Annotated in this window: 19 protein-coding genes; 12 read left to right on the top strand and 7 right to left on the bottom strand. The window is 68.8% G+C overall.

What is annotated here, in order from left to right; genetic code table 11:
• Positions 1–163: 163 nt before the first annotated feature.
• Positions 164–895 (top strand): GntR family transcriptional regulator, encoded by a 732-nt coding sequence (locus E0H50_RS01800; RefSeq protein ID WP_238150708.1) that lies wholly within the window; start codon positions 164–166, stop codon positions 893–895.
• A complete protein-coding gene (locus E0H50_RS01795; protein ID WP_131284035.1) occupies positions 892–2208 on the top strand; it encodes an MFS transporter in 1317 nt (438 codons plus the stop codon). The genes E0H50_RS01800 and E0H50_RS01795 overlap by 4 nt, the downstream gene beginning before the upstream one ends.
• On the opposite strand, the gene E0H50_RS01790 is transcribed toward E0H50_RS01795, so the two are convergent.
• Complete coding sequence (locus E0H50_RS01790; protein ID WP_131284033.1) at positions 2205–2774, bottom strand: hypothetical protein; 570 nt, start codon at positions 2772–2774, stop codon at positions 2205–2207. The two genes, E0H50_RS01795 and E0H50_RS01790, sit on opposite strands and share 4 nt — an antisense overlap.
• A gap of 162 nt (positions 2775–2936) precedes the next feature.
• Between E0H50_RS01790 and E0H50_RS01785 the strand changes: the two genes are divergently transcribed.
• The 5 genes from E0H50_RS01785 to E0H50_RS01765 all read left to right on the top strand — a co-directional run bounded on the left by E0H50_RS01785 (position 2937) and on the right by E0H50_RS01765 (position 6266).
• Positions 2937–3926, top strand: coding sequence for an ATP-binding cassette domain-containing protein (locus E0H50_RS01785; RefSeq protein WP_131284031.1), 990 nt, complete (start codon positions 2937–2939; stop codon positions 3924–3926).
• A complete protein-coding gene (locus E0H50_RS01780) occupies positions 3923–4729 on the top strand; it encodes an ABC transporter permease (RefSeq protein WP_131284029.1) in 807 nt (268 codons plus the stop codon). The genes E0H50_RS01785 and E0H50_RS01780 overlap by 4 nt, the downstream gene beginning before the upstream one ends.
• A gap of 125 nt (positions 4730–4854) precedes the next feature.
• Positions 4855–5346: a pyridoxamine 5'-phosphate oxidase family protein gene (locus E0H50_RS01775; protein WP_131284028.1), complete on the top strand. Its 492-nt coding sequence runs from the start codon at positions 4855–4857 to the stop codon at positions 5344–5346.
• 18 nt (positions 5347–5364) lie between these two features.
• Positions 5365–5787 (top strand): PPOX class F420-dependent oxidoreductase, encoded by a 423-nt coding sequence (locus E0H50_RS01770; RefSeq protein WP_238150707.1) that lies wholly within the window; start codon positions 5365–5367, stop codon positions 5785–5787.
• Positions 5788–5822: 35 nt separating this feature from the next.
• On the top strand, positions 5823–6266 hold the full coding sequence (locus E0H50_RS01765; RefSeq protein ID WP_131284026.1) for a VOC family protein: 444 nt from the start codon (positions 5823–5825) through the stop codon (positions 6264–6266).
• Here the strand turns inward: E0H50_RS01765 and E0H50_RS01760 are convergent.
• Positions 6263–6619, bottom strand: a complete 357-nt coding sequence (locus E0H50_RS01760) for an ArsR/SmtB family transcription factor (RefSeq protein WP_131284024.1) — start codon at positions 6617–6619, stop codon at positions 6263–6265. The two genes, E0H50_RS01765 and E0H50_RS01760, sit on opposite strands and share 4 nt — an antisense overlap.
• Before the next feature lie 74 nt (positions 6620–6693).
• Between E0H50_RS01760 and E0H50_RS01755 the strand changes: the two genes are divergently transcribed.
• Positions 6694–7848 (top strand): MFS transporter, encoded by a 1155-nt coding sequence (locus E0H50_RS01755; RefSeq protein WP_131284022.1) that lies wholly within the window; start codon positions 6694–6696, stop codon positions 7846–7848.
• Here E0H50_RS01755 and E0H50_RS01750 read toward each other — a convergent pair.
• A complete protein-coding gene (locus E0H50_RS01750; protein ID WP_131284020.1) occupies positions 7835–9187 on the bottom strand; it encodes a serine hydrolase domain-containing protein in 1353 nt (450 codons plus the stop codon). The genes E0H50_RS01755 and E0H50_RS01750 overlap by 14 nt on opposite strands.
• 85 nt (positions 9188–9272) lie before the next feature.
• On the opposite strand from E0H50_RS01750, the gene E0H50_RS01745 reads away from it, so the two are divergent.
• The gene (locus E0H50_RS01745; protein ID WP_165546973.1) at positions 9273–12515 is read left to right on the top strand and encodes an AfsR/SARP family transcriptional regulator; all 3243 of its coding nucleotides are present in this window, start codon (positions 9273–9275) and stop codon (positions 12513–12515) included.
• On the opposite strand, the gene E0H50_RS01740 is transcribed toward E0H50_RS01745, so the two are convergent.
• On the bottom strand, positions 12512–13138 hold the full coding sequence (locus tag E0H50_RS01740; protein WP_131284016.1) for a TetR/AcrR family transcriptional regulator: 627 nt from the start codon (positions 13136–13138) through the stop codon (positions 12512–12514). The two genes, E0H50_RS01745 and E0H50_RS01740, sit on opposite strands and share 4 nt — an antisense overlap.
• A 205-nt stretch (positions 13139–13343) precedes the next feature.
• On the opposite strand from E0H50_RS01740, the gene E0H50_RS01735 reads away from it, so the two are divergent.
• Positions 13344–14027, top strand: a complete 684-nt coding sequence (locus E0H50_RS01735; protein WP_131284014.1) for a hypothetical protein — start codon at positions 13344–13346, stop codon at positions 14025–14027.
• A gap of 98 nt (positions 14028–14125) precedes the next feature.
• Here E0H50_RS01735 and paaK read toward each other — a convergent pair whose 3' ends face one another.
• Genes paaK through paaI form a run of 3 tightly spaced genes read right to left on the bottom strand, consistent with a single transcriptional unit; the run spans position 14126 to position 17054 of the window.
• Positions 14126–15427 carry a phenylacetate--CoA ligase PaaK gene (gene paaK, locus E0H50_RS01730; protein ID WP_131284012.1) on the bottom strand — a complete coding sequence of 434 codons (1302 nt, stop codon included), beginning with the start codon at positions 15425–15427 and terminating at the stop codon, positions 14126–14128.
• A gap of 8 nt (positions 15428–15435) precedes the next feature.
• Positions 15436–16638: a 3-oxoadipyl-CoA thiolase gene (gene pcaF / locus E0H50_RS01725; RefSeq protein ID WP_131284010.1), complete on the bottom strand. Its 1203-nt coding sequence runs from the start codon at positions 16636–16638 to the stop codon at positions 15436–15438.
• Positions 16635–17054 (bottom strand): hydroxyphenylacetyl-CoA thioesterase PaaI, encoded by a 420-nt coding sequence (paaI, locus tag E0H50_RS01720; protein WP_131284008.1) that lies wholly within the window; start codon positions 17052–17054, stop codon positions 16635–16637. The genes pcaF and paaI overlap by 4 nt, the downstream gene beginning before the upstream one ends.
• A gap of 71 nt (positions 17055–17125) precedes the next feature.
• Between paaI and paaN the strand changes: the two genes are divergently transcribed.
• Both paaN and E0H50_RS01710 read left to right on the top strand, forming a co-directional pair.
• Complete coding sequence (gene paaN, locus E0H50_RS01715) at positions 17126–18796, top strand: phenylacetic acid degradation protein PaaN (protein ID WP_131284006.1); 1671 nt, start codon at positions 17126–17128, stop codon at positions 18794–18796.
• Entirely contained in the window at positions 18789–20171 is a 1383-nt protein-coding gene (locus tag E0H50_RS01710) for a serine hydrolase domain-containing protein (RefSeq protein WP_131284004.1), read from the top strand. The genes paaN and E0H50_RS01710 overlap by 8 nt, the downstream gene beginning before the upstream one ends.
• Positions 20172–20209: the final 38 nt, after the last annotated feature.

Raw genomic sequence — 20209 nt, 5'->3', positions numbered from 1 at the left:
TCCACAACGCAGGGGAAACCCTGCATCACGCTCAGTCCCCCACACCCTGTGGATCAGCCTGTGGATAACTCGTGGAAAAGTTGGGGAATACCCGGCCGAAGCGGTGGATTGAGGTGTGTAAGATAGATACAACAGAGATACGAGCCGTATGGGTGGGAGTTCAGTGGTAGGCGGGGACCCGGCGCAGGCGCCGGATGCGTTGGTATTGGGTGACGAGACCGCGGAGATCGCCCGTGTGGTCGTCGAGGCGGCGCCGGGGGTGGAGAAGATCCCCGCGGCCGAGCGCGTGTACGCGTACGTGAAGGCCGCGATCCTGGACCGGGTCTATCCCGGCGGCGAGCTGCTCACCGAGGGTGAGCTGGCCGCCGCGGTCGGCGTTTCCCGTACGCCGGTGCGCGAGGCGCTGCTCCGCCTCGAGGAGTCCGGCCTCGTCAAGCTGTACCCGAAGCGTGGCGCGCTCGTCCTCCCGGTGCTGCCGCAGGAGATCGACGATGTCCTCGAGGCCCGCGAGCTGATCGAGACGCACGCCGCCGCCAAGGTCTGGCCGCGCCGCAAGCAACTGGTCGAGACTCTGACCGCGCGCGTCGACGAGATGCGCGCGCACCGCAGGACCGGTGACGCGAAGAGCTTCCTGGAGGCCGACCGGGCCTTCCACGAGGCCATCGTCGATGCCGCTGGCAACCAAATCCTGGCGAAGCTCTACAACAGCCTGCGGGACCGTCAGGTCCGGATGGGCGTGCCCGGGATCGAGGTCCAGCCGGTCCGGATGGACAAGTCGATCACCGCGCACCAGGAGATGATCGACGCGCTCGGCGGCAACAGCGTCAAGCGCTTCCGGGAACTCGTCGTCGCCCACATCGACACCGCCGCGACGGATCTACGGGGCACTCGGTGACCGAACTCCTCTTCCCCCTGGGCGGTCGGCGAGCCTGGGCGGTGTGGGCCACTGCTGTCCTGACGTACCTCGTGACCGTGCTGCACCGCGGCTCGATGAGCGTGGCCGGCCTCCAGGCCGCGGAACGCTTCGACATCTCCGCCTCCGCTCTGGCGAGCTTCACCGTCGTGCAGCTGACGGTGTACGCCGCTATGCAGGTGCCCGTCGGCGTACTACTCGACAGGTACGGCTCCAAGCGCCTCCTGATCACTGCGTCCGGTCTGCTGTTCCTAGCGCAGTCCGCGTTCAGCCTGGTCGACTCGTACCCCGCTGCGCTCGCCGCACGCGCCGTACTGGGTGTAGGCGACGCTCTGGTCTTCATCAGCGTGCTGCGCGTAGTCATGTCCTGGTTCCCCGCGCTACGGCAGCCGGTGATGTCGCAGGCGACTGGAATGCTCGGTGGTCTCGGAGCGATCATGTCGACCGTTCCGATGGCCGCTGCCTTCCATGCCTTCGGCTGGACGACCACCTTCGCCAGCGCGAGTGTGCTGAGTCTCCTGGCCGGTCTGCTCGTGCTGTTCCTCATCAAGGACTCGCCGTACGACGAACCGCTCCGCCGGGCCAAGCAGCCGCTGTACGAGGTCAAGAGGAACCTGCGCCGCGCCTGGCAGGAGCCAGGTACGCGACTCGGGCTGTGGACGCACTTCACCACCAGCTTCTCCGGCAGCACGTTCGGCCTACTCTGGGGCTACCCGTTCCTCGTGCAGGGACAGGGCCTCGCTCCGACGACCGCTGCGGCCATGCTGATCATCCCTGTGCTGGCAGGGCTCTGCTATGGCCCGCTCGTCGGGCGGTACGCCGCCAAGTTCCCGTTCTACCGCTCCTGGATCGTGCTTGCGGTGATCGCGGGCTCGGTCGTGATGTGGACCGTCGTACTGCTCTGGCCGGGTCGTGCGCCGTTGCCGGTGCTCCTGGCGCTCATCGTCGTACAGGCGGCCGGCGGCCCGGGGTCGATGCTCGGGCTCGACTACGCGCGGACGTTCAACCCCACAACGCGGTTCGGTGCGGCCAACGGGATGGTCAACACCGGCGGGTTCATCGCCACCCTGATCTGCATCGGCATGGTCGGCGTACTGCTGGACGCGTCGTCAGGTGGTGCACCGATGGCGATCGACGACTTCAAGTTCGCCCTGGCGTTCCAGTACGTGCTGTGGGCGATCGGCACGCGCCAGATCCTCAAGTACCGGCGGAAGGCCCGCGGCAACCTGGCGCGGTACAACCCCGAGGCCTACCAGGCCCTGCTCGCCAACGAGATCGTCCCGCTGAAGGGCTAACCCTGTTTGTGGACATGCGGTTCGAGAACCGCACGTAGCTGACGTGAGGACGGCCTGCTCTCCTCTTCCGAGTGACCCGTGCCTGTCGTTCGCAGGAACGTCTGGCACGGGTCCGCGTCCTCCTTGAGCACGTTGCCGACGAACCCGTTCCCCGCGACCTCCGCCTCCGCCAGCTTCTTGCCCGACCGCGCCTCGTACACCAGGACGGAGTACAAGCCCTGGTACAGGTCGATGGTCCGTACTCCCTTCGAGTACTCGCACCGCTTGACGAACCCGCCCCGCTCGACCCGGTTGACACAGCTGACCAGCTGCACCGCGGCCGGGTCCTCCGGGAACCACACGCGGATCTCCGGGTCGTCGCTGGGCAGTGAGACGCCGCCGTTCACGATCTCGATCGGGTGCGGCGACGGACCCTGGTACGCCGCTGCCTGGTCGAAGGACCGTGGTGACTCGCACATGCGGGCGTAGTCCGCGACCTTGAACGGCTCCGGCTCGAACACGGCGTACCCGATCGCCCCTGCGGCGACCACTGCCACCGCGACCCCCACCACAGCACCACGTCGCACGGCGCCCCTCCTCACGTCGAACGCGCGAACAGCCGCGAAACAGCACCGTACTGGCACGAAAGGGGCGTCACCTGTCACGGCCTGTCAGCCGAGTGCCAGAGCGGTGCCAGGGCCGCGCGGCACGGTAGTCCCAGTGCAATGCAGAACTCTGGGAGGAACCCGATGACCACAACGAACCAGGTCGCCATCGAGGCGGTCGGTCTGGTCAAGAAATATGGCAGTACGACCGCGCTGGCCGGCGTCGACCTGAGCGTGCCGACCGGCACGGTTCTCGGCGTCCTCGGGCCGAACGGCGCCGGCAAGACGACCGCGGTCCGCATCCTCGGCACGCTGCTCCGGCCGGACAGCGGCCACGCCACCGTCGGCGGGTACGACGTCGTCCGGGAAGCCGGCAAGGTGCGGAGCATCATCGGCCTGACCGGGCAGTACGCGAGTGTCGACGAGGACATGTCCGGCCGCCGCAACCTGATCATGATCGGCCGCCTGCTCGGCTACTCGCGGACGCAGGCCCGGGCCCGGGCGGACGAGCTGCTGGAGCGGTTCGAGCTGGTCGACGCCGGTGACCGGATCGCGAAGACGTACTCCGGCGGTATGCGCCGCCGGCTCGACCTGGCCTCGAGCCTGGTCGGCAACCCGAGCATCCTGTACCTGGACGAGCCCACGACCGGTCTGGACCCGCACGCCCGCAACGGCGTCTGGGAGACGGTCCGGAACCTGGTGCTTGATGGGACCACGGTGCTGCTCACCACGCAGTACCTGGAAGAGGCCGATGCGCTCACCGACTCGATCGTCGTGTTCGACAAGGGCTCCGTGGTCGCGAACGGCCGGCCTGCCGAGCTGAAGGCGCAGGCGGGCAAGCAGTCGCTGGACGTCCGCCCGGCCGAGCCGGCCCACCTCGAGCGGGTCGCCGCGATCGTCGCCGAGTCGGTCGGTACCCGCCCGTCGGTCGACGTGGTGAACACGCTGGTCAGTGTCCCGGTGACGGACGGTTCGTCGATGCCGGTCGTCGTACGGCGGCTGGACGAGGCCGGGATCGCGGTGACCGAGTTGTCGCTGCGACTGCCCAGCCTGGACGAGGTGTTCCTGGCCTTGACCGGCCACACCGCCGAAGAGAAGAAGTCCGACGCCGTCCTGGAAGGAGCGAGCCGATGAGCACCGCAACTCTTGAACCCGCCGCCCACCGGTCCCGGCCGTTCGCCTGGGTGCAGCAGAGCCTGACCCTGGCCTGGCGGAACATCGTCCGGATCCGGCAGAACCCGGAAGCCCTGGCGGACGTGACGTTCCAGCCGATCATCTTCCTGGCGCTGTTCCTGTTCGTGTTCGGTGGCGCGATCTCGCAGGGCGGCGGCTGGCGCGGGTACCTGCCGCAGCTGCTGCCCGGCCTGCTCGTCCAGACCGTGGTGTTCGCGACGATGGGCACCGGGGTCGGGCTGAACGACGACTTCGCGAAGGGTGTCTTCGACCGGTTCCGCAGTCTGCCGATCGCCAGGATCTCGCCGCTGATCGGTGCGGTTCTCGGTGACGCGGTCCGGTACTCGCTGTCGATCACCGTCTTGATGGTGAGCGGCTTCGTGCTCGGTTTCCGTTTCGACAACGGGGTCGGCAACGGCCTCCTGGGCATGCTGATCGTGCTGCTGTTCGCGCTGTCGATGTGCTGGATCTGGGTCTGGCTCGGCCTGGTCATGAAGACCGCCCAAGGCGTGCAGGGCATCGCGTTCCTGGTGATGTTCCCGCTGACCTTCGGCAGCAACATCTTCGTCCCGGCCAGCACGCTGCCCGATTTCCTGCAGGCCTTCGTGAAAGTCAGCCCGATCACCTACCTCGTGGACACCGAGCGGGCCCTGATGAGCGGCGGAGCACTCCAGAAGCCGTTGCTGATCACGCTGGCCTGGATGGTCGGCCTGGTCGCGGTCTTCGCCCCGCTGGCGATCCGCGCCTACCGCCGCCGTACCTGATCACCTGATCACTGAGGGGCCGGGGATGTTTCCCCGGCCCCTCGCCGTTTCATCGCCTGTGGCGATCGCATCGATCGGAAACCATCGCTTTTCCGCATGCTCCCGCCGCACCTAGTGTCGTTGTCATGCACCCGATTCCCGAGCAACTCTCGAGCCCTCGAGGTACGCCGCTGACGGCACTCGACTGGGCGGACGCACAGACACGGGTAGCCGAGGCCGACGACTTCCTGCTCGCGACCACCGACCCGGACGGGCGACCACACGTGGTACCGGTGCTCGCGGTGTCTCTCGAGGGCACGGTCTGCTTCGTCACCTTCCGGGGTTCGCGCAAGACCCGCAACCTCGAACGTAACAGCGGTTGCGCGGTCACGGTGCCCGGTCCTGACGTCGACCTGGTTCTCGAAGGCGCGGCTCATCGCGTTCAGGACGTTGCCAGGCTGCAGGCGATCGCGGACCTGTTCCCGGCCAAGTACCCGTGGTGGCACCCGGTCGTCCGGGACGGCGAGTTCTACGACCCGGCCGACACCGACCCACGGCATGTCTACGCGCTCGAGCCGGCGCAGGTGTTCGCGTTCGGCAAGGAGCACGGATTCACTGCCACTCGCTGGCGCTGCTGAACCGAAAGGTGACTACCAATGACAACCATGACCACCGACGAATGGCGATCCTTCGTGACCGAGGGGACGAGGCTTGCTCATGTCGCGCTCACGCGTGCCGACGGGCGGCCGCATGTCACTCCGGTGTGTTTCGTTCTTGATGGGGACGAGCTCGCGTTCGCGCTGTCGCCCGGGAGCGTCAAGGGCAAGAGCCTGGCGCGTGATCGGCGCATCGCGGCCTGCGTGAGCGACGACGTGCAGCCGTACAGCTTCGTGACGATCGAAGGAACCGCACGTATCTCGTCCGATCCGGACCAGGTGAAACTCGTGGGCGCGGGGATCGCCGACCGCTACTACCCCGAGCAGCTCGCGGAGCAAGTGGCCGAAGCGTTCGTCCAGGGCGGCTTCACCGCAGTACGCATCGACATCGCGAGCGTCATCGCCCGATCCGGTCTCGGCTGAGCAGAACTGTCCATGGCGTCCAGCAGAGTGTGGGTATGACGACCAACTGGACGCTCACCATCGACTGTGCGGATCCGGCGCTCGTCGCGCGCTTCTGGTGTACGGCGCTCGGCTACATCGAGGCGGATCCGCCGCAGGGCTGGGACACCTGGGAGGACTGGCTCATCGACCTGAACGTCCCCAAGGAAGACTGGAACGGTGGCGCGTCGATCTCGGATCCGAACGGCGTACTCCCGAACATCTCGTTCCTCAAGGTCCCCGAGCCCCGCACCGCCAAGAACCGCCTGCACCTGGACCTCCAGGTAGCAGGCGGCCGCGCCGTACCCCAGCATCTCCGCGAACAACGCATCCGCACCACCGCGGCCACCCTGATCGCCGCCGGCGCCACCCTCTTCCAAGAGGTCCCGATGGACAACTCCACAACCCTCGACCACCTCTGGCTGAAAGACCCCGAAGGCAACGACTTCTGCGTCGTCTAGCTCGCCGCCACCAGTTCGAGCAGCCCGGGGAAGCGAGTGTTCAGATCGTCGACGCGCACATGACTGCGCCGCTCGAGGCCGTACTGACGCTGGCGGATCACGCCGGCCTCGCGTAATGCCTTGAAATGGTGGGTGAGCGACGACTTCGGCCGGTCGAACCCGAACCAGCCGCAGGTGTGGTCGAACGCTTCCGACTCCAAGAGCAGCCGCCGCACGACCTCCAGGCGCAGCGGATCGCTCAGTGCGGCGAACACCTGCTCCAGCCGGATCTCGTCCCGAGCCGGCTCCACCAGCGGCTTCGGCAGCTCGGCCGGCGCCGGCGGTGTCGCGAACACCCGTCCAGTGCGTGACATCCGTTCCTCCTCAGTACGACTTTTATCGTACTACGTGTTAAGTTCGAAAAAAGTCGTACTGAGGAGGAACACTCATGAAGACAGGCTGGGTGTGGTTGGCGGCATGGCCGGTGACCGCGGTCTTCGTCCTGTCCAACGCGGCGACACCGCTGTACGTCGTGTGGCAACGGGAGATCGGGTTCTCGAAAGGGACGCTGACCGTCGTCTTCGCCAGCTACATCGTCGGACTGCTCGGCTCGCTCCTCGTGGCCGGCGTCGTCTCGGACCGGGTCGGCCGCAAACCAGTGCTGCTTCCCGCGCTCGGTCTCGCTCTCGCCGCCTGCGCGGTGTTCGCGACCAGCACGAGCGTCCCGATGCTGATGATCGCCCGGCTGTTCACCGGCATCGCGGTCGGAGCCGTCGTCTCGGCCGGGATGGCCGCCGTGACCGACGTCGGACGGAACCACAAGCCGCTCGCCGCACTGCTCGCCTCGTGTGCGATGGTCCTGGGCGCGGGCACAGGTCCGCTGCTCGCGGGCGTTCTCTCCGAGACGCTTCCGGGCCCGACCGTCACGGTCTTCGTCGTCGAGGCGGCTCTGCTGATCAGCGCGGTCGCCGTCGTCCTGCGACTGCCGATCGAGCGTCCGCCGTACCGGTCGGGAGCCTGGATCCGTGTGCCCGGCGTACCGTACGGGACCGGCCGGCAGTTGCTGCTCGGGGTCGCGGTCTTCGCGCCCGGCATCACGGCAACGTCGTTCGTGTTGTCACTCGGGCCGTCGTTGCTGTCCGGGCTGCTCGGCACGACCAGCCGGATCGTCGCGGGCGCGACCGCCTTCACGATGTTTCTCACCGCGACCGCCGTCCAGTTCGCCGTACGTCGGTTGCCGCGGCGGTGGATCCTGGCGCTCGGAGCCGCCAGTACCTCACTCGGCATGGTCGCGCTGGTTCTGGCGGTCCATGCGTCGTCGGTGGTCGCACTTGTGGGGTCCGCCCTGTTGGCCGGTGCGGGACAGGGGATGGGCCAGCTCGGTGGCTTGTCCTTGCTCAACTCCTCCGTCCCGCCGGAGCGGTTGGCGGAGGCGAATGCCGCGCTGAACGTCGGGGGCTACATACCGGCCGGGCTGCTGCCGGTGTCGGCCGGTTACCTCACGGACTCGGTCGGTCTGACCGCCGGCACGACCGCGTTCGCTGGGACATTGCTCGCGTTCGCGGTGGCAGGCGGCCTGACCGTCGTTCTCAGCCGCCGCTGATCTCGCCGAACGACAACGGTTCGCGGGTGCAGAGGTAGGTTGCCCAGTGCAACTTTGTGGGGTGGCCGGCGGGGTCGCGGGTGATGCGGAGGAGTTCGCCGGTTTCGCGGCCGGAGACGGTGCGGTAGGTGTCTTCGGAGACGCGTTCGAAGACGGCGGGTGACTGGTACTCGGCGGCCGCGGGGGACTTGGCTTCGAGGACGCCGTTCTTCACGGAGAAGACGAACGGGCTGCCTTCGGTGAACCACGTGCCGAGGACGCCGGCGAGTTCGGCGGGGACCTCGGTGCCGGGAACCCAGGCCTCCGGCGGGAGCGGGTCGTCCTCGAGGACCTTGATGATCAGGTCCGTGGCCAGCGCGCTGGGCGCCGGCGACGACGTGGCGCCGAACAGCGCGATCCCCGCCGTACCGGACGCGCGGTCGACGAACGTCGAGGTGATGTGGCCGGGCATCCCGCCGTCGTGGCCGACGAACAGCCGGTCGCCCCGGCGCAGCAGCATGAACCCGAGCCCGAACGCGAGCTGCCAACGGTCCACGTCGGCCATGATCTGCACCTGGCACATCTCGTCCAGGGTGTCCTTCGACAGCACCTCGTCGACCGGGTTCGCGACGAACATCGCCCACTTCGCCAGGTCCTCCGCGGTCGACGCGAGCCCGCCGCACGCGTCCATCGCGCCGATGTCGAGCAGCGGCTCGCGGACCGGTACGTCGGTCCACGGTGGCACGTAGTACCCGGTCTGCGCGGGCCCGCCGTCCATGCCGACCGTCGTACGGCGCATCTCCAGCGGGTCCAGAATCCGCGCCTTGACCGCGTCGTACCAGGACCGGCCGTCGATCCGCGCGACGATCTCGCCGAGCAGCGAGAACACCAGGTTCGAGTAGTGGAACCGGTGGTGCGGCTTGCCGATCCGCTCCGCCCCGTTCCAGCCCGGCACGAGGTCCTCGCGGGACGGGAACTTCATCAGGTCCCACACGTCGCCGATCGGCTCACGCTGCATCCCGCTGGCGTGGCTGAGCATCTGCCGGACGGTGATGCCTTCGTGTTTGCTGTCCGGGATCAGCTTCTCGATCGGGTCGTCGAGGCTGAGCTTGCCCTCGTCGCGCAACGCCATCACCGTCACCGCGGTCAGCGTCTTGCTCTGCGACGCGATCAGGAACTGCGAGTCCGCGGTCGGCGGTACGCCGGGATTCTCCAGGTCGGCCGACCCGACCCCGGTCGACCAGGCAAGCGCCCCGGCGCGGGCAACAGCACCCACCACTCCGGGAACCCGGCCCTTCGATTGACGTTCGGCGACGATACGAGAGAGCGCGACCTGAGTCTGCGCAGCGATTTCAGTCACGACCCCCGACCTTAGAGGGCCGAATGACAAAAGGCACGGGTGTTTGGTCGGGCGGATGTGCGAGGCTGGTGGGGTGCGCATAGCGGTGCTTGGGCCTCTCGCGATGTGGGCGGCCGATGGGACTCCGCTCGACATCCGCGGGGTCCGCCTGCGCGGATTGCTCGCGCGCCTGGCGTTGAGCGCGGGCCGGCCGGTCAGCGTCGAGACCCTGGTCGACGGGCTGTGGGGCAGTGAGGCTCCGAGTGCGAACGCGCTGCAGTCGCTGGTGTCCCGGCTGCGGGCGAGCCTGCCGGCCACCGAGTCGAGCATCTCCGTCCAGTCCGGTCCGGCGGGTTACACGCTGACGATCGGCCCGGACTGCGTCGACGCGCTCCAGTTCGAGGAGCTGGTACGGCGGGGGCGCGCGCACCTCACGTCCGACCCGGAGCAAGCGCACGTGCTCCTCACGCAGGCCGAGAAACTGTGGCGCGGCGATGCCCTCACCGACCTGCGCGACCTCCCGTTCGCCGCGGTCGAGGCGGACCGGCTGGCCGAGCTGCGGCTCGCTGCCTCGGAGGACCAGGCCGAGGCCGCCGTCAGCTGCGGTCACGCCCGCGACCTGATCACCGACCTCGAGCATCTCGCCGTCACCCACCCGCTCCGCGAGCGCGTGCACGAGCTCCTGATCCGCTCCCTGTACGCCGACGGCCGCCAGGCGGAAGCGTTGGCGGCGTACGAACGTGTCCGCACCACACTGGCTGACGAACTGGGAGCCGACCCCGGCGCTCGTCTCCGCGACCTGCACGTCTCGGTGCTGCGTGGTGACGCGGTGGACCCGACGGCGAAGACAGCCTCCGTACCAGCGCCGGCAGCGCCCCGCAGCAACCTGCGGGCGCCGTTGACGAGCTTCGTCGGCCGCCGCGAGGACGTGGCGGAGCTGACCCGGCTGCTGAGCAACGGGACCCGTCTGGTGACCATGGTCGGACCAGGCGGCGCAGGAAAGACCAGACTGGCCACTGAGACCGGTCGAACGCTGGTAGGCCAGTCAGGTGACGGCATCTGGTTCATAGAGCTCGCACCACTCGGTGACGCGGCCGACGTGGCACCCGCGGTCCTGTCCACCCTCGGTGCCAGCGAGTACGTCGACATGGCGCCCGCACGCCTCGCGCCCAAGCACATCCCGACCAGCCGGGCCGCGACGCTGCGACTGGTCGAGGTCATCGGTGACCGTCGCATCCTGCTCGTCTTCGACAACTGCGAACACCTGGTCCAGGAGGTCGCCGGACTCGTAGACTCGCTCCTCGCCTCCTGCCCGCGGTTGCGGGTGCTGACCACGAGCCGTGAGCCGTTGAGCATCCCCGGCGAGCACCTGCATCCGGTCGGTCCGCTCGGCATGCCCCCGGAGGACGCGCCCGCCGACGAGTACCCCTCGGTGCAGTTGTTCGTCGACCGCGCCCGCGCCGTACGTCCTGACTTCCGGCTGACCGACGCCAACCAGGAGGCGGTCGCCGAGATCTGCAGGCGGCTCGACGGGATGCCGCTGGCGATCGAGCTCGCGGCAGCTCGGCTGCGGGCGCTCAACCCGCCGCAGATCGTGGACCGGCTCGCTGACCGCTTCCGGTTGCTGACCAGCGGCTCCCGGACCGCACTGCCTCGTCACCAGACTCTGCGGGCTGTGGTGGAGTGGAGTTGGGACCTGCTGGACCCTGACGAGCAGGCAGTCGCCCGGCGGCTCTCACTCTTCTCCGGCGGCGCAACGCTCGAGGCGGCCGAGCAGATCTGCAGTGACGAGAGCATCCCGCCGGAGTCTGTGCTCGGCGTGCTCGCATCCCTTGTGGACAAGTCACTCGTCGAGGCCGCGGCCGACCAACGGTCCGTGCGCTACCGGATGCTGGAGACGGTCCGTGCGTACGGCGCCGAGCAGCTGAGGGCCTCGGGTGAGTACGACCGCTTCCGGCACGCGCACACGACGTACTTCAGCCGCATGCTCCGCAAGGCCCGGCCGAAGCTGCGGACCGGTGAGCAGACCGAGTGGATCGCCCGGCTGACCGCCGACAACGAGAACCTGATCGACGCACTCCGGACGGCGATCGACATCGGGTCGGCGCGGGTCGCCGTTCAGATGGTCGCCGTACTGGGCGAGTACTGGACGATGAGCGGCCGCCCGGCCGAAGCGGTCAGCTGGATGCAGGCGGCCCTCGCCGTACCGGGCAAGAGCGTTCCGCTGGACAAGGCCGAGGCCCTGTACCTGCTCGCACTCGGCCGGATGTCCACTGAGGAGGATCCGGCCACCTCGTTCCAGCAGATGATCCGCGGACTCGCCACGGTCCGCTGGATGACCCGGCGGCACCGGATCCTCGTCGACTCCGGCATCGGACTGTTCACCAACGCGGTGTGGGCGGCCATCCGGCGGGACAAGGTGACCTGCTTCGCCGAGCTCGAGGCCGCGGGCCGGCATCCGGATCCCTGGATCCGGAACATGGGTGTGATGACCGGCGCGATGTTCCGCGAGAACGAAGGCGAGGTCGACGAGATGGCGGCCAACCTCACCATCGCGCTCGAGGGTTTCCGCGAACTCGGAGACCGCTTCGGTACCTCGATGGCGCTGCGCGGACTCGCCGGCTACCAGGCCAGCAACGGTGAGCACGCCCAGGCCCTGGAGTCACTGACCGAGGCACTCCGGCTGGTCGAGGAGCTCGGTACGACGGAAGGCGTCGCGCAACTGCTCGGTGGCTCCGCGGTGAGCCGCACCGAGCTCGGCGACTACGACGGGGCCCGCGCCGATCTGGAGCAGGCGCAGCGGCTGTCCGAGGAGACCGGCTCGCGGGGCGGGCAGGCGATGGCGTACATGGGATTCGCGCGGCTGGCGCACCGCACCGGTCGCTTCGACGAGGCGAAGGAGCTGGCGGAGCGCGGCTACTCGATGCTCGACCTCGCTGCGGAGCACGTGGCACCGCATGGACTGGCCGCTCTGCTGTCGCAGCTGAGCCGGATCTACGCGTCCACTGGTGACGTCGAAGAGGCGCAGCGCTGCGGCCGCGAGGCGATCCAGTTGGCGCTCAGCACCGAGGACATGCCGGTTGCGGCGACTGTGGTCGAAGCTGCGACGGACGCGCTCGTCGCAGCCGCGGGGAACCGCACAGCCGAGCTGGCAGTGGCTGCCCGCACGCTCGGTCTCGCGGCCGCGATCAAGGGCATGCGGGCGATCCCGGACGCCGACGTACAGCGTCTCGTCGACGGGCTCCGTGATGCCCTGGGCAACGAACAGTACGAGACGGCGTACGGCGAAGGCGCTGCCCTCACCCGCGTCGACGCGGTCGCCGAACTCCGGAAACGCTTCGTCGACTAAGCCGTGATCAGCTGGACCGCCAGCTCGCGGAGGGACTGCTGGATCGTCTGCTCCGGCGGGCGCGGGTCGGCGAGCATCCAGTCGTAGACGACGGTGTTCACCGCGCCGAAGAACGCCAGCGCGAGGAACCGGAAGTCCTTGCGCTTGATCTCGCCGCGCTCGACCGCGGAGTCGCCCAGGGCCTGAACGTTGCGGATCAGCAGCTCCCGGAACGCGATTCGCTGCTCCTCGACCGCCGGGCTGGTGCCGACCACCTCGACGAACGAGATCCGGGCCTGCCGGAGGTCGGCCATGATGGTGCGCAGGTACGAGTCGACGGCCGCGGCGATCCGCTCCCGGACCGGCCGGTCGGCGGTCCGGCGGAGCGCGTCCCCAGTGGTCCGGACCGCGGTCTCGATGACCTGCGCGTGCACCGCGAGGAGCACCGCTTCCTTGTTCTGGAACTCGTGGTAGAAGTGCCGCGTGGACACTTTCGCCTGTGTGCACAGGCGTTCCACGGATGTCGCCGGATATCCTTCGGTCCCGAAGAGTTCGAGCGCGGCAGCCAGTAGCCGTTCCCGGCGCGCGGCCTTCCACTCCTCGACTGACCGCCCGGAATAACGGCGTACGGAGGGTTCCCTCATCACACCTCTTGTCGCTACCCCGTGCCAGATCCCGGACATCCTATCCACCCCTCGGCCCGGGCGTAACCGGGTCCGCACGACGTGCAGCGCTTTGGGCCCGCACCAACCATTCTCCGCGGCCCGAAGTGGTTGGTGGGTGCTCAAAGTCGGCTGGTGGGATGGCATGCTCGGTGTGTCGGCGACCGCCTTCGCTGAGAGGTGAGACGTGGATCCACGGTTCGACCTGCCCTTGTACACGCGGGCTGAGGCAGCGCTGCATCTCGGGCTGCCGGCCACGACGCTCGGGGACTGGCTGCGGTCGGGAGCGCTGGAGGCGAGCAGCGGGAGCCGCGGCGAGCCGACGATCACGTTCGCGGGCCTGGTCGAGACGCACATGCTCCGGCACCTGCGTCGTACCGGCCTGTCCCTGCACGCGATCGGTGAGGCCGCCATCGCCCTGCGCTCCCGGGCCGGCCGCCGCTATCCACTGGCCTGGTCGGGCCTCGCCCACGACGGCCGCGACCTGCTGGTCGAGATCGCCGCCGAGGGCCGCGAACAGGGCTGGGAACGGATCCGCGACAGCCAAGGCGGCTTCCCCGGCGTCCTCCGCCGCGGCTCGGCCGCGATCGGCTGGTCCGACGACGGGTACGCAGGAACGCTCCGGCTCGTGATCTACCACGACATCGACGTGATCGTGGACCCCGAACGCTCCCACGGCCGCCCGATGGTCGACGACGTCCAGGTGGAAGACGTCATCACCCAGATCCGCACCGGCACCCCCTACCGAGACATCGCCACCAAGTTCAACCTCGAGGACTTCGAAGTAGAAGCCCTCGTCCGCCCCCACATCCGCCCACCCGCCTTCCACAAGACGCGGCATCCAAGCGGCCAGACGGAAGCGTTGCTGTGATGGGGCAGTGCACCCCAAGCCGGGGCCTTGCACAAGCAATAACCTGTCCACTGCCCCGGCAAAGGGTGCAATGCCCCCAGAGCTGACCGGGGCCTGCGCTAGCGGGTGCGGAGGTCCTTGATGCGTTTCGCCTTGCCTAGGGAGCGTTCCAGGGCGTGCGGGTCGACGACGTCCACCGCTGCGGTGACGCCGACGCGGTCCTTGATGCGGCGGGACAAGGTTGCTGCGGCGGACGCGCGGTCCGCGAGGCCAGGGGCTGCCTCTACCTGGACGGTGAGCTCGTCGAGGCGGTTTGGGCGGGTGAGGATGCAGAGGTAGTGCGGGGTGAGGCCTTCGACGAGGAGGATCTGTTCTTCGATCTGGGTGGGGAAGACGTTGACGCCGCGGACGATCATCATGTCGTCGGTGCGCCCGGTGATCTTCTCCATGCGGCGCAGGCCGGGGCGGGCCGTTCCGGGGAGCAGGCGGGTCAGGTCCCGCGTGCGGTAGCGGAGTACCGGGAAGGCTTCCTTGGTCAGGGTGGTGAAGACCAGTTCGCCTTCGGAGCCGTCGGGGAGGACCTCGCCGGTGACCGGGTCGATGATCTCCGGGTAGAAGTGGTCCTCCCAGATGTGCAGCCCGTCCTTCGTCTCCACGCATTCCTGCGCGACGCCCGGCCCCATCACCTCGGACAGGCCGTAGATGTCGACGGCGTGGATGCCGGTGCGTTCCTCGACCTCGGTGCGCATCTGCTCGGTCCACGGTTCGGCGCCGAAGATCCCGATCCGCAGCGACGTGTCCCGCGGGTCGAGGCCGCGCGCCTCCATCTCGTCGACGATCGAGAGGAAGTACGACGGCGTGACCATGATGATCCGGGCGCCGAAGTCGCGGATCAGGTCCACCTGCCGTTCGGTCATCCCGCCGGAGACCGGTACGACGGTGCACCCGAGCCGCTCGGCGCCGTAGTGCGCGCCCAGTCCGCCGGTGAACAACCCGTACCCGTAGGCGACATGACAGACATCGCCCGCGCGCCCGCCGGCCGCGCGGATCGAGCGCGCCATCAGGTCGGCCCAGTTGTCGAGGTCGCGTCGCGTGTACCCGACCACCGTCGGTTGCCCAGTGGTCCCGGACGAAGCATGCACCCGCACCACTTCAGCCCTGGGCACCGCGAACATGCCGAACGGGTAGCTTTCGCGCAAGTCCTTCTTCGCGGTGAACGGCAACCGCGAGAGATCCTCCAACGACTGCAGGTCACCGGGCTTGAAGCCGACCGATTCCAACGCGGCCCGGTAGTGCGGGACGTTCTCGTAGGCCCGTCGTACGGTTGCCTGCAGCAACGACAGCTGACGGGACCGCAGTTCGTCGACGGACAGCTGTTCGCCGGCGTCGCGCAGTTCCAACGGGCAGGCATCACCCAGCATGACGACTCCTAGGGACGGGCGAGCAGGGTCGCGATGCCCTGGCCGACGCCGATGCACATGGTGGCCAGCGCGTACCGGGCGTCGCGGTGGCGAAGCTCCAGGGCCGCGGTGAGTGCGAGGCGGGCGCCGGACATCCCCAGTGGGTGACCGAGGGCGATGGCGCCGCCGTTCGGGTTGACGTGCTCGGCGTCGTCGGGCAGGCCGAGTTCCCGCAGTACGGCGAGCGACTGCGCCGCGAACGCCTCGTTCAACTCGATCACGTCGATGTCGGACAACGCGACGCCGGTGCGATCGAGCAGCTTCCGGGTCGCCGGCGCCGGTCCGATCCCCATGATCCGAGGCGGTACGCCGGCTGCCGCCGTCCCCACGACCCGCGCCAGCGGAGTCACGCCGTACCGTTCCACGGCCTCCCCGCTCATCACGAGCAAGGCAGCTGCTCCGTCATTCACCCCGGACGCATTTCCGGCCGTGACAGTCCCGGGCGATCGAAAGGGAGTCTTCAAACCCGCGAGAGCTTCGAGGGAGGTCTCGCGCGGATGCTCGTCGGTATCAACCACGGTGACCGCCCCGCGCTTGCCCGGTACGTCGACCGCGACGATCTCCTCGGCCAGCCGCCCGTTCGCCTGCGCCTTCGCGGCCCGCTGCTGCGAGCGCAACGCGAACAGGTCCTGATCCTCGCGAGAGACCGCGAACTCCGCGGCGACGTTCTCCGCCGTCTCCGGCATCGAGTCGATCCCGTACTGCGCCTTCAATACCGGATTCACGAAGCGCCAGCCGATCGTGGTGTCGAAGACCTCCGCCTGCCGCGCGAACGCGGTCGTTGCCTTCGGCATCACGAACGGCGCCCGTGACATCGACTCCACGCCGCCGGCCACCACGATCTCGTTGTCCCCGGCAATGATCGACCGGGCCGCGGACGCGACCGCGTCCAGACCCGATCCGCAGAGCCGGTTGATGGTCGTCCCCGGGACCGAGTCCGGCAGCCCGGCGAGCAGTACCGCCATCCGGGCCACGTTCCGGTTGTCCTCGCCGGCCTGGTTCGCGCAGCCGAGGATCACGTCGTCGATCCGGGCCGGGTCCAGCGCGGTCCGGTTCAGCAGCGACGAGATCGCGTGCGCGGCGAGATCGTCGGGGCGGACCATGGCGAGCGCACCGCCGTACCGCCCGATCGGCGTCCGAACACCGTCCACGAGAAACGCCTCGCGCGTCATGACTCCTCCAAGATGGTTCCGGACAGTTGGCGGCTGCGGCCGCGGAACTCGGCGATCACCTCGTCGTCGCGGGTGACCGTGATGTCGTAGATCGCGTTCCGGCCGAACCTGGTCCGCTCCCGGGCCTCGGCGACCAGCAGGTCGCCGCGGTGCGCCGGAGCGACGAACACGATGTCGCAGGCCTGCGCGACCGTGACCTGGTTGCGCGAGTTGCAGGCGAACGCGAACGCCGAGTCGGCCAGACAGAACACGAATCCACCATGCGCGATCCCGTGCCCGTTGACCATGTCCTCGCGCACCGGCATCTCGAGCCGCGCCGTACCCTCGCCGACCGCCACCAGCCGCATACCCAGCCCGGCGCTGGCGGTGTCCTCCGCCCACATCGCCGCCGCCACGCGCGCCGCCAAGTCGTCCATGCGTTGCCCAATCGAGAAGAGCCTTGTGACACCCTAGTACGAATCGCGTCAACGACTGTAACATCGCCCTCATGACCGCAGACCTGCTCTCTTCCCACCGCGAGCGCCTCAACGGTGCGCTGAAGGCGATCCACGACCGCGGCTACCACTCCGCGTTCCCGGAGTCCCCGAGCCCCCGGGTGTACGGCGAGACCGCGGCGGCCGACGGCAAGGCGGCCTTCGAGGCCCACCTCGGTACGACGTACGCGCTCGAGATCCCCGGATCGCGCGGCACCGTCGTCACCGAGCAGTCGCCGTACGGGATCGCGCTGGACGTCTCGTACCCGCGGGTCGTCGAGGACGGTCTGGACGAGCTGCTCGCCGCGGCGCAGCAGGGCCTCGCGGACTGGCGCCGGGCCGGGATCGACGGGCGGACCGGGGTCACGCTGGAGATTCTCGACCGGCTCCACCAGCGGATCTTCGAGCTCGCGAACGCGGTCCAGCACACCAGCGGTCAGGCGTTCGTGATGGCGTTCCAGGCCGGCGGCGCGCATGCGCTGGACCGGGCGCTGGAGGCGGTCGCGTACGCGTACGAGGAGATGGGCCGCTATCCGGCGACCGCGACCTGGGAGAAGCCGGCCAAGGGCGACCCGATCCGGATGGAGAAGACGTTCACGGTCACCGGCCGCGGCGTCGCGCTCGTGATCGGCTGCAACACGTTCCCGACCTGGAACTCCTGGCCCGGTCTGTTCGCCTCGCTGGTCACCGGGAACGCGGTCGTCGTGAAGCCGCACCCCCTGGCCGTGCTGCCGCTGGCGATCACCGTCGAGGTCTGTCGCGAGGTGCTCGCCGAGGCCGGTTTCGACCCGAACCTGGTCACCCTGGCCACCGAGCGCGCCGGCGACGGCCTGGCCAAGCCGCTGGCGACCCGGCCCGAGGTGAAGCTGATCGACTTCACCGGCGGCAGCGAGTTCGGCGAGTGGCTGGAGCAGAACGCGACCCAGGCGACGGTCTTCACCGAGAAGGCGGGCGTCAACGCGGTCCTCATCGACTCCACGGACTCCTTCAAGGCGCTCTGCAACAACCTCGCCTTCACCCTGAGCCTGTACTCCGGCCAGATGTGCACCACCACCCAGAACCTGTTCGTCCCGGCCGGCGGGATCGAGACCGACGAGGGGCACAAGTCCTTCGAGGAGGTCGGCGCCGCACTCGCGACGGCGATCAGCAAGCTGCTCGGCGACGACGCCCGCGCGGTCGAGATCCTCGGCGGCATCGTGAACCAGGCCGTGATCAGCCGCCTCGAGCTCGCCCCGGAGTACGGCGACGTGGTGCTCGAGTCCCGCGCGATCCAGCACCCGGCGTTCCCGGAAGCGGTCGTCCGTACGCCGCTGCTCGTGGCGATCGACGCCGACGACGCCGAGGTGTACGGGCGCGAGTGCTTCGGCCCGGTCTCGTTCCTGGTCAAGACGGCCGACACCGCGCAATCGATTGACCTGTTCCGCTCGACCGTCACCGAGGGCGGCGCGATGACCGCCGGGATCTACTCGACCGACTCCAAGGTCCTGGACGAGGCCCGGGACGCGGCCCTCGACGCCGGCGTCGCGCTGTCCGAGAACCTGACGGGCCAGGTGTTCGTCAATCAATCGGCTGCTTTCAGCGATTTCCACGGCACCGGCGCGAACCCGGCCGCCAACGCGACATACACCGACGGCGCATACGTTGCGAGTCGCTTCCGAGTCATTCAATCTAGGCGTCATGCCTGATGATCTGGAATCCGCCGCAACTCTGACCGAGGCACTCGCCTACTACGACAGCTGGCTGGCGTTCAACCAGCGGTATCAGCGGGTGCCCGGCGTCCAGGTCGCGGTGTATGCCGAGGACGCGATCGCGTTCTCGGCGTCGTACGGGCTGGCCGACGTGGAGAACGACGTACCGCTGACCGACCAGCACCTGTTCCGGATCGCCTCGCACTCGAAGACGTTCACCGGGACCGCCATCCTCCAGCTGGTCGAGCAGGGCCGGCTGCGGCTGGACGACAGGGCGTCGCAGCACGTCACCGAGATCGTCGGGACGCCGGTCGGCGAACGGACCGTCCGGGAGCTGCTCGCGCACGCCGGCGGCGTGACCCGGGACAGCCTCGACGCGAACTGGTGGCAGTTGTCCACAGCCTTCCCGGACCGCGATCAGCTGCTCGACGTCCTGCGGGCCGAGTCGTCGGCCGTGATCGCGGAGAACGAGCGCTTCAAGTACTCGAACATCGGCTACGGCCTGCTCGGACTCGTCGTCGAGGCGGCGAGCGGTACGCCGTACAACGTCTACGTCCAGACCGAGATCGTGGACAAGCTCGGGCTGTCGGGCCTCGGTCCGGAACTGGATCCGGCCCGGCTGAACGAGTACGCCGCCGGGTACAGCGCGCTGGCGTACGCCGACACCCGCGTTCCGATCGAGCATGTCGACACCCGCGCGCTGGCCTCGGCGACCGGGTTCTTCGGCAACGCGCGCGACCTCGTGACGTACTTCTCCGCGCACCTGCCCGGTGACAACCGGCTGCTGTCGGACAAGTCCAAGCGTGAGATGCAGCACCCGCTGTGGACGACCGGGGCGGACGAGAAGGCGCGGTACGGACTCGGTCTCGCGGTGACGAAGGTGGGCGAGCGGGAGGTGTTCGGCCACGGCGGCGGGTACCCGGGCCACATCACCAGGACCCTCGTCGACCCCGAGCAGCGGATCGTCGTCTCGGTGCTGACCAACGCGATCGACGGGCCCGCGTCGCAGCTCGCGGAAGGTCTGTTCAGGCTCCTCGACCTCGCCGCGTCGAAGGACCGCGGCGACGGCGACCTCGCCCGCTTCACCGGCCGTTTCGCGAACCTGTGGGGTGTCACGGACTTCGTCGTCATCGGCGGTCGCCTCTACGCGACCGACCCGTCCGGCCCGAACCCGGCGGAAGAGCCGCAGCCGCTCGAAGCGGACGGCGACACCCTCCGCGTCACCGGCGGCAACGGCTACGGCTCGTACGGCGAGTCGTACCGCTTCACCTTCGACGCCGACGGCGCGATCGAGTCCGTCCACGGCTCCAGCGGCCTGACCCTGCACCCCATCGACACCTTCACGCTCGGGGAACGCGTTACCGTCAGCTGACGTTTGCGAGCGACCGAACTGTCATCCACTCTAGACGG

Origin of the sequence: Kribbella sindirgiensis (genome assembly GCF_004331435.1) — a bacterium.
GTDB classification, from domain to species: domain Bacteria; phylum Actinomycetota; class Actinomycetes; order Propionibacteriales; family Kribbellaceae; genus Kribbella; species Kribbella sindirgiensis.
The sequence above is the reverse complement of the archived record's forward strand: the minus strand, read 5'-3'. Positions and strand labels throughout refer to the sequence as shown.